The sequence below is a fragment of the Clostridium subterminale genome (assembly GCF_039521425.1).
Taxonomy (GTDB): Bacteria; Bacillota; Clostridia; order Clostridiales; family Clostridiaceae; genus Clostridium_J; species Clostridium_J subterminale.
This window is the reverse complement of record NZ_BAAACI010000021.1, coordinates 1-1602: the sequence shown is the minus strand read 5'-3', so window position 1 is coordinate 1602 and position 1602 is coordinate 1. Positions and strand designations below refer to the sequence as shown.

2 protein-coding genes are annotated in these 1602 nt (G+C 27.2%); one reads left to right on the top strand and one right to left on the bottom strand.

Annotated elements, in window-relative coordinates; all coding sequences use genetic code 11:
• A partial coding sequence (locus tag ABDZ93_RS19985) for a hypothetical protein (protein WP_343828283.1) occupies positions 1-192 on the bottom strand: 192 nt, incomplete at its 3' end.
• A 97-nt stretch (positions 193-289) separates the two neighbouring features.
• Here ABDZ93_RS19985 and ABDZ93_RS19980 point away from each other — a divergent pair.
• Positions 290-445 (top strand): DNA-binding protein, encoded by a 156-nt coding sequence (locus tag ABDZ93_RS19980; RefSeq protein ID WP_343828282.1) that lies wholly within the window; start codon positions 290-292, stop codon positions 443-445.
• Positions 446-1602: the final 1157 nt, after the last annotated feature.

The window sequence follows — 1602 nt, the reverse complement described above, 5'->3', positions numbered from 1 at the left end:
ATCATTCAATTGCTCTTTATACTCTTCTGGAATACTTTCAAGTAATTGTTTAAATAATTTTTCGGATGCTTCATTAAGTTTAATTTGTTCTTTATCTGTATCCGTAAATTCCCTTTCTCGATACTCTTGTACGTGATTAAACTCATTCTCTATAACATTATTGATTAATTTTGCAATTTCTTCATATTTCATACATAAAATCTCCTTCCTTTGTTAGCTATATTATATCAAGCTGATATCAACTAGTCAACAAGTAAATATCATGTTATAATGCTTTCGAGGTGAGAATATGGGTAAAATATCAGAAAATAATACAAGAACATTAATTACTATTTCTAAAGAACTAAAAAAGGAATTAGAAGAAATTGCAGTAAAAGAAAATAGATCATTTAATAATCTAGTCATTACAGTACTAAAGGATTACGTTGAAAAAGCCACCAAATAAGGTGGTTTATTTTTATGTTGGTAATGTTATTTGCCCTTTTATTTTGAAAAAATATTTATTGTAACTGTAAGAAAGACATCTAGCCAAATTTTAGAAGGTGACGCCCCATCGAGTTTTGAAAATTGGTGAGAAATTTTGTGGGGGTAGTGGACGGGGTATACATAAATTGGAATTTAGAAGGTAAGGGGCATATATATTTTACTTAATATTCCATTCAATATAATTAGTTATAAGCTATTAATATTATACTGTTTATCAATAACTATTTATCTTATAACAATATCCATTCAATATAACAATTATTATGTTGAATGCTTTTAACTATACTTATTGTTCTTATATTATGCCCTTTTTAAGCACCAATATTAAATGGTATCGGTAGTAACTATGCCATTAGATTTAATAGTTTATATATATCTTATATAATATTTATATAGTCATATACCTTGCCTGGTACATATATCCCTATATACTCTCTATGCAATGTATATCATCTATACACATTTACAGATATGTAACCTACTGTCTAACCTAACTCCCCTTAGTAATATCAACGTTTATCGTGGTTTGCACCCTATTAAGTGTTTTATATAGGAGTACACGTTTGTCAAGGTTAGCCTATAACTTATGCCCTATCCTTTAAGGTGTATTGTATTAGCATAGTTCCTTTTTTATCGAGTCCACATAGATTGCTTTAACAGTGTTTATAAACCTCTTTTTATCGTGTCACGAAATTAATACTTTCACATCATAAATACACTTCCTTTTTATTAACATTACAGTTAAACATACTTGTATTTTAAGTCTAGTGGGTTTTTAGTGAGTTTTTAGTGGATGTCTAGTGGGTGTTTTTTCTTCAAAATCAACTAGTTGGAATATAGTGTTTTCAATGTTTTGATGGTATTCTAGTGTATTTAGTGTGTTTTTTTCAATGTATTCTTTATATATATATTATTATTATATTTATTTCTTATGTGTAAGCATATAAATTATTTTCCACTAAATCCACTAAATATGTCTGTAATAGAGTAATATCAATGGTTTATGTCTAGTGGATAAAAAAAGTATTTTCCACTAAAATAAAATGAAAAACCGCTGAAAACATAGTATTCTCAACGGTTTAAAGGGTATTATTATTTATTATAAAAAATCCACTA

Bases quoted from the DNA above. Each gene is read 5' to 3' on its own strand.
- ABDZ93_RS19980 (WP_343828282.1), top strand. From the start codon at position 290: ATGGGTAAAATATCAGAAAATAATACAAGAACATTAATTACTATTTCT.